The sequence below is a fragment of the Gemmiger sp. genome (genome assembly GCF_036306485.1).
GTDB lineage: Bacteria > Bacillota > Clostridia > Oscillospirales > Ruminococcaceae > Gemmiger.
The window spans coordinates 1-6,239 of record NZ_JAXJZK010000045.1; the positions used below are offsets into that span (position 1 = coordinate 1).

Annotated in this window: 5 protein-coding genes; all 5 read right to left on the bottom strand. The window is 65.4% G+C overall.

Annotated features, from left to right (window positions below; translation table 11 throughout):
• Positions 1–978 precede the first annotated feature (978 nt).
• The 5 genes from U0L91_RS09680 to U0L91_RS09700 are packed head-to-tail and all read right to left on the bottom strand — an operon-like array spanning position 979 to position 6,108.
• Positions 979–1,539 (bottom strand): HAD family hydrolase, encoded by a 561-nt coding sequence (locus U0L91_RS09680; protein ID WP_330046474.1) that lies wholly within the window; start codon positions 1,537–1,539, stop codon positions 979–981.
• A complete protein-coding gene (locus U0L91_RS09685; RefSeq protein WP_330046476.1) occupies positions 1,536–3,503 on the bottom strand; it encodes a lysylphosphatidylglycerol synthase transmembrane domain-containing protein in 1,968 nt (655 codons plus the stop codon). The genes U0L91_RS09680 and U0L91_RS09685 overlap by 4 nt, the downstream gene beginning before the upstream one ends.
• A gap of 8 nt (positions 3,504–3,511) precedes the next feature.
• Positions 3,512–4,267, bottom strand: coding sequence for a glycosyltransferase family protein (locus U0L91_RS09690; RefSeq protein WP_330046478.1), 756 nt, complete (start codon positions 4,265–4,267; stop codon positions 3,512–3,514).
• 1 nt (position 4,268) lies between these two features.
• Positions 4,269–5,297, bottom strand: coding sequence for an NAD-dependent epimerase/dehydratase family protein (locus tag U0L91_RS09695; protein WP_330046480.1), 1,029 nt, complete (start codon positions 5,295–5,297; stop codon positions 4,269–4,271).
• 13 nt (positions 5,298–5,310) lie between these two features.
• Positions 5,311–6,108, bottom strand: coding sequence for a glycosyltransferase family 2 protein (locus U0L91_RS09700; protein WP_330046482.1), 798 nt, complete (start codon positions 6,106–6,108; stop codon positions 5,311–5,313).
• Positions 6,109–6,239 lie beyond the last annotated feature (131 nt).

The following is a 6,239-nucleotide window of genomic DNA, read 5'->3' on the forward strand; positions in this document are numbered from 1 at the left end:
AAGAGAGAACCGGGGCTGTAGGCTTTGCGGGGTGAGCGGCGAAGGGGTGAGAGGGTGGCGGGGTGTGGTGGAGCGGCGAGGGGCGGGCGGCTGCTCACGGGAAGCGGGGGCCGGCGGCCGGGCGGGGGCGGAGGCGTTGGGAAGGGTGACGGGCGGGGGAAGGCGTGACAAGGCAAATAGAAGAAAACCGGAGGTTGCGGGCGGCGGGGATGAGCGGCGTGAGGTCAGAGAGTGGCAAGGGTGTGGTGGGGCGGTGAAGGGGTGGGCGGCTGCTCGCGGGAAGTGGAGGCCGGTGGCCGGACGGGGGCGGAGGCGGTGGAAAGGGGGACGGGCTGGAGAGAGGTGCGAAAAGGCGAATAGAGAAAAAACGGGGCGGCGGGCTTTGCAGGGTTGAGTGGCGAAGGGGTCAGAGGGTAGCGGGGTGTGGTCGAGCGGCAAGGGGCGGGCGGCTGCTCACGGGAAGCGGGGGCCGGGGGCCGGGCGGGGGCGGAGGCGTTGGGAAGGGGGACGGGCTGGGAGAGGCGCGACAGGGCGAATAAGAGAGAACCGGGGCTGTAGGCTTTGCGGGGTGAGCGGTGAAGGGCAGGCGGCTGCTCGCGGAAAGTAGGGGCCGGTGGCCGGGCGGGGGCGGAGGCGGTGGGAAGGATGACGGGCGGGGAGAGACGCGACGGGGCGAATAGAAGAAAACCGGGGCGGCGGACGGCAGGAGTGAGCGGCGAAGGGGTGAGAGTGAGACGGGGTGTGGTGGAGCGGCGAGGGGCGGCTGCTTGCGGAAAGTGGGGCCGGTGGCCGGACGGGGGCGGTGTTGGGAAAGGTGACGGGCCAGGGAGAGGCGCGACGGGGTGAATAGAGGAAACCAGGGCTGCGGGCGGCAGGGGTGAGTGGCGAAGGGACGAGAGTGAGGCGGGGCTGAGAGAGGGCAAACAAAACCGCCCCGGGCGGAGCGGTGGGCTCCATCCGGGGCGGAAACATCCGGGATCAGAAACGGGCGCAGGCAAAGACCGTGGCGCCGGACGCCCGCGCGGCGGCCAGGCCGGTGGGGCTGTCCTCAAAAATCATTGTGTGGGCGGCATCGACGGAAAAATGCGCCATGGCGCGCAGATACCCTTCGGGGGAAGGCTTGTTGTGCTCGACGTCCTCCTGCGTCAGGATCAGCTCGAACCAGTCGCGGCAGCCGAAATGGTCGAGAATCTCCACCGCGTTGCGGCGGCTGCCCGTGGTGACCAGCGCCAGGTGCCAGTCGCTGCGCATCGCGGCCAGAATGGCAAAGAGCGCTTCATTCTTGCGCGCCGCGCCCAGACAGTCCGAATACAGCGCCTTCTTGCGCTCATGGACCCGCTCAAGAAGGGCGTCGTCGGGGTGTCCGCCCATCAGGGGCGGCAGAAAGTCCCGGTAATGACGGCCGTTGCAGTGCTCGGCATAGTAGGCATCGGTGACCGTGAAGCCCGCCTCGGCCAGTGCGCGGCGGTAGCTCTCGGCGTTGACCGCGACGGTATCGAACAGCGTACCGTCCAGGTCCACGGCAATCAGTCCCTTCACAGTTTTCCCTCCTCCTGCCAGGCCGCCAGATCGTTCGCCACCATCACCAGCCCGGCATAAAACATGGGAGCGCGCTTTTTATCCTTGCTGAGCTTGTAGGGCATCAGGCGGAGCCAATGAATCAGCTCATGGGTGAAGATGCTGCGCAATCCCCGCCGGCCATACCGCGCGCGAAGGTCGTCGCAGACCGTCGCCAGCAGCGTGTCGTAGGCCGCCGAGCGGGTGAGCTGGAAATCAATCCGGTTTTCCTGCACCGTGCAGCGGGGCGTCATCATCATGAACTCATAGCCACCATGCAGGCTTTGCAGCAGTTTGCCATAATCCAGGTAGGGACTTTCGTGCAGATTGCCGGTGTTCGGGTCGATGATATACCAGCTGCGGTCCGGATCGGTGCCGCCGTTGCGGCAGATGATGTTCTCGATGGTCAGGTCGCCGTGGATCTCGGCCACCGGGTCATCCGCAAAGAGGGTCCGCAGCGCCGCATGGTCAAAGAGCCCGCCCAGCGTGCAGAGATTGCGGTAGGGCCGCCCGTTGATCCAGATGCGGTCATAGGCCCAGAGTTCCTTGAGCAGCCGGGATTCCCGGATTTTGGCAAGGTTGGCATCCACCTTGCGGCTCAGATACTCCTCGATGCACGCCGGGTCCGCCGGGCGGGCCGTCGGCGCATAGAGCTGCTCGTCCAGCGTGTGCAGCACGCTGCGCAGCACGGCGGCGCTGTTTTCGACCGGGTTGGAGTGCAGATAGCGGAACATCCCCACCGCGTCGGGGGCATAGGCCATATCATACCAGCAGCAGCCGTCGCTGCCGCCGCTGCGCAGGATTTCGCACAGGGGCAGCCGCGGGGCATTGCGGCGCAGCCAGGCCAGCTGATCGGCCAGCTTGTCGCCGTCCGCGCCGAACGCATACTTGCGGTAGAAGGTGGTTTTGCCGTCGGTGCAGAGCATCGTGGTGGCGTTGGAGCCCGCCGAGTAATCCTGCAGGATTGTGATGTTCTGGTTCATCGCGATGAACCGGGCGACATAGTCCTTGTTCTGCAGGCTGAAATACTGGTTGAGGAACGCCGAGCGGTCCCGGGGGTCCACCTGGGGCAGCAGGTTGAGGTAGTTGGGTTCGCCGGCCGGCTCGGCGGGGGCGGCGCTGTTGAGGCGGGCGCGCAGCGGATGGGGCAGCAGCGGCGCCGCGAACATGGCCGCGAGGGGCAGCAGGAACCAGACGATGACGAGCACCCGGGAGGCCGTGTTGAGGCCGAGGCTGCCCGCCACACCGAGGCTGGTGACATCGACGCTGTTGAGACCGAAGAGCATCTGAAAGACCTCGACGAGGCCGAAGTCCGGCGTGCCGGCCCCGGTGACGGCGCCGGCCAGCGCCCCGTAGGACCCCAGATAGGCGGCCCACATCAGGGCGGTGTTGAGGAGCAGCCGGGGGATGCTGACCCGGCGCAGATCCTTGAAGGTGTTGATGAGGCTCCAGCAGAAGACGAGGCCGTCCAGTTTGAGGGTATCGTTGAAGATGCCGCAGACGGCCAGACAGATCTTTTTGAGCCGGTCACGGAGCAGCACCACCAGGCAGAGCGCCGCGGCCAGGGCGACGGCGAAGAGCAGATAATACCGTGCCGAGTCCCGGATGGCCGCGCCGCCGGCGCCGGCGGCTGCGAAGGCGCCGAAGAGCAGCGCCACGACCCAGACATCCAGGAAGCGGTCCATGATGACGGTGGCCAGCGCAAAGCCGGTCCCGGTTTTCATACGGCGGCCCGTAAAGACGGCGCGGAAGATGTCGCCGACATGGAAGGGCAGCAGAAAATTGACCGCATAGCCCCCCGCCATGCCGCGCAGCAGACTGCCGCGGGCGGGGTGCTCGTAGATGCGGATAAACTGCTCCCACCGCAGCAGGCGGAAGAGATGCCCCAGCAGCACGAGCGCCGCCGAGAGGGCCAGCAGCCAAATTGTCCCGATGGTGATATTCACGGTGATCCTCAGCTCAGCCGCTCAAAGGCGGCGTTGTTTTGCGGCGCTTCGGCCAGGGCGTATTCCGCCGGGGTGCCGAAGGGCAGGTGCAGGTCGGTGGCGAAGCCGCGCAGGTCGGCGCCGCGGGCGGCCAGCACATTGTAAATGCCCGAGACAAAAAATTCCCGGTAGGCACAATTGTGCAGGTATTCGGCGCAGGCGTCGGCGTAGAGGGTGCGGCTGCGGAAATAGTAGGCGCCGCAGATGGCGTCGTGGCTGACGACCTGCTTTTCGACGGTATGGCAGACGCGGCCGTCCGGTCCGTACTGCAGATAGCTGTATGCGGGGGAGTCGCTCGGGAAGGTCAGCAGCGCCCCGTCGGGGCCCTGGGCGAACTGTCCCGCGGCGCAGAACTCGTTGAAGGCCCGGCACCAGAACAGATGGTCGCAGTCGTTGAAGAGCAGCGGGCCGTCGTCGGGCAGGGCCTCGGCCCCGCGCAGCGCCGTGATGGCCGCGCCCTCGGTGACGGCGGGCAGCGCCACAATGCGCGCATCGGGGTAATAGCGGCGGATTTCCCGGTCAATGGCGTGGGTGCGGATGTGCTCCTCGAGCACGACAAAGGTGATGTCGGCACAGTCCACAAACCGGGCAATGCTCTGGGTTGCCCAGTAGAAGAAAGGTCTGCCGTGGATTTCGATGAGCGGCTTGGGGCTGACAAAGCCGTTTTCAAAAAAGCGGCTGCCGCGGCCCGCCATCGGCAGGATCAGATGCAGTTTGTCGGCCATCTCATTCCCCTTTCCGGTCGCGGGCGGCGAGCATGGCGCACTCCGCCTCGACGACGCGGCGCAGTCCTTCCCGGATGTCCACCTTGGGCGTCCAGCCGTACCGTTCGCGGGCGTGGGCGTTGTCGCAGAGGGTGAATTTGTTGACCTCGTGGTCGAGGATCTCCGGCTTGATGCCGTAGGCCCCGCCGTACAGCTCGGGGTACTTGGCCCAGTAATGCGAGGAGGGGTTGTAGTGGGCCTCGATCCTGCGGCCCATCAGGTCGCAGGCAATGTCGTACAGTTCCCGCACCGAGTAGCTGCAGTTGCTCGAGACATTGACCGCATCAAAGCCCGGCTGGTCCACGACCCGCATGGCCAGGTCGATCAGGTCATCGACATAGATATAATCGCGGCGCTGGTTGCCGTCCGAATGGAATTCCGGCACCCGGCCATAGTAGAGTTCGCGGATCATATACCCCACAAAGGGCGGCTGCTTGCGCAGGCAGTCGATGTGGGGGCCATAGACGTTGGCAAACCGCAGGCAGGTGATGTTCATGCCGTAGGTCAGCGCAAAGCTGCGGCAGAACTGCTCGGCGCAGTATTTGGTGTTGGGGTAGATCAGCGTCGGCGGGTTGAAGCGGTCCTCGACGGTGGGGAACTCGGTCTCGTTCTCATACATCGCGTTGGTGGACGCCTGGACGACATGGCGCACGCCGGTGCGGCGGGCATTCTCGAGCAGGTTGACAAGGCCCATCGTGTTGACCGAGACCGCCTCCACCGGGTTGCTCTGGCAGTCCGGCAGTGGTGCGATGCCCGCGATGTTGTAGACGACGTCGAACTTCTCGGTCTCGAAAAGCCGGGTCAGCGGCTCGCCGTCCCGGATGTCCATCCGCAGCACATCGCCGGTGAAATCCCGGTCGTCAAAGTGCAGGTTGTCGGCGCTGCCGTAGCTGTAATTGTCGATGCCGATGACGGTATGGCCGGCACGCCACAGCGCGTGCATGAGCTGGCCGCCGATGAAGCCGGCCGCGCCCGTTACGAGAATTTTCATGTCTGGACCCTCCTTACAGGTTGGAGGCGATCACCGTGTAGGTGTAATCGTCCACCGGATGTTCCCGCCATTCGCGGGTGACGAACTCCTTCTTGTTTTTCAGATACTGCCCGCACAGGCCGAGCAGGCTCATGCCGAAGGAAGTCAGTTTGTTGTTGGAGACCTGATCTTCCTCGCGCCAGCTGATCGGGAAGAAGAGCAGCTTCTGGCGCAGCTGGCACAGGGCCAGGATCATGCAGTCGTTGAAATAGAGCGTGTCGGGGAAGCGCAGATAGTACCCCGACCGCAGCGGCGGCACCGCATAGAGGTTGAGGCCGCTGCCCAGGTCGGTGATGCGGCGGCCCGCCACCGCGCTGAACAGCAGGTTGAAGCCGTGGTTGCCGACGATACGCAGCGCACTGTAGCCGCGGATGCGGCTCTGCTTCATGAAGCGGGAGCCGAGGCAGCAGTCGTACCGGCGATGGTCGCCGCGGCGCAGCAGCGGCAGCAGGTCCCGGATGTCGCCCTGGTCGTCGCCGTGCAGCACCACGAGGTAGTCAAACCCGTTGGCGACGGCGTAGCCGAACGCCACCTTGTGGCTGCCGCCCAGGCCGTAGTTGCAGTCGTTGCGCAGCAGCCGGACCGGCGCGTCGGGGTGGGCGGTCATCCAGGTCCGGACGGCGGACTCGGTGCCGTCGGTGGAGCGGTTGTTGACGACGATGCACTCCGTCACGAACGCCGCCACCTGCTTGTCCAGCAGCTGATCGAGCACCCGGGGAAGCTGTTTTTCGCAGTTGTAGGCGGGGATAAACACCAGAAAACGTTCCTTCATCGGCGGTCTTTCCTTCCTTTTCTCTGTGTAATAATAATGTCACACCGCCCCGGAACTGTCAAGCGAGGCACCGCTGTCCACGACCAGCACCTCCAGCTCGGCGGTGCCGCACCGCACCGGGTACCGTTCCC

Coding starts and splice junctions, on each gene's coding strand:
- U0L91_RS09690 (WP_330046478.1), bottom strand. CDS start 4,267: ATGGCCGACAAACTGCATCTGATCCTGCCGATGGCGGGCCGCGGCAGC.
- U0L91_RS09695 (WP_330046480.1), bottom strand. CDS start 5,297: ATGAAAATTCTCGTAACGGGCGCGGCCGGCTTCATCGGCGGCCAGCTC.
- U0L91_RS09700 (WP_330046482.1), bottom strand. CDS start 6,108: ATGAAGGAACGTTTTCTGGTGTTTATCCCCGCCTACAACTGCGAAAAA.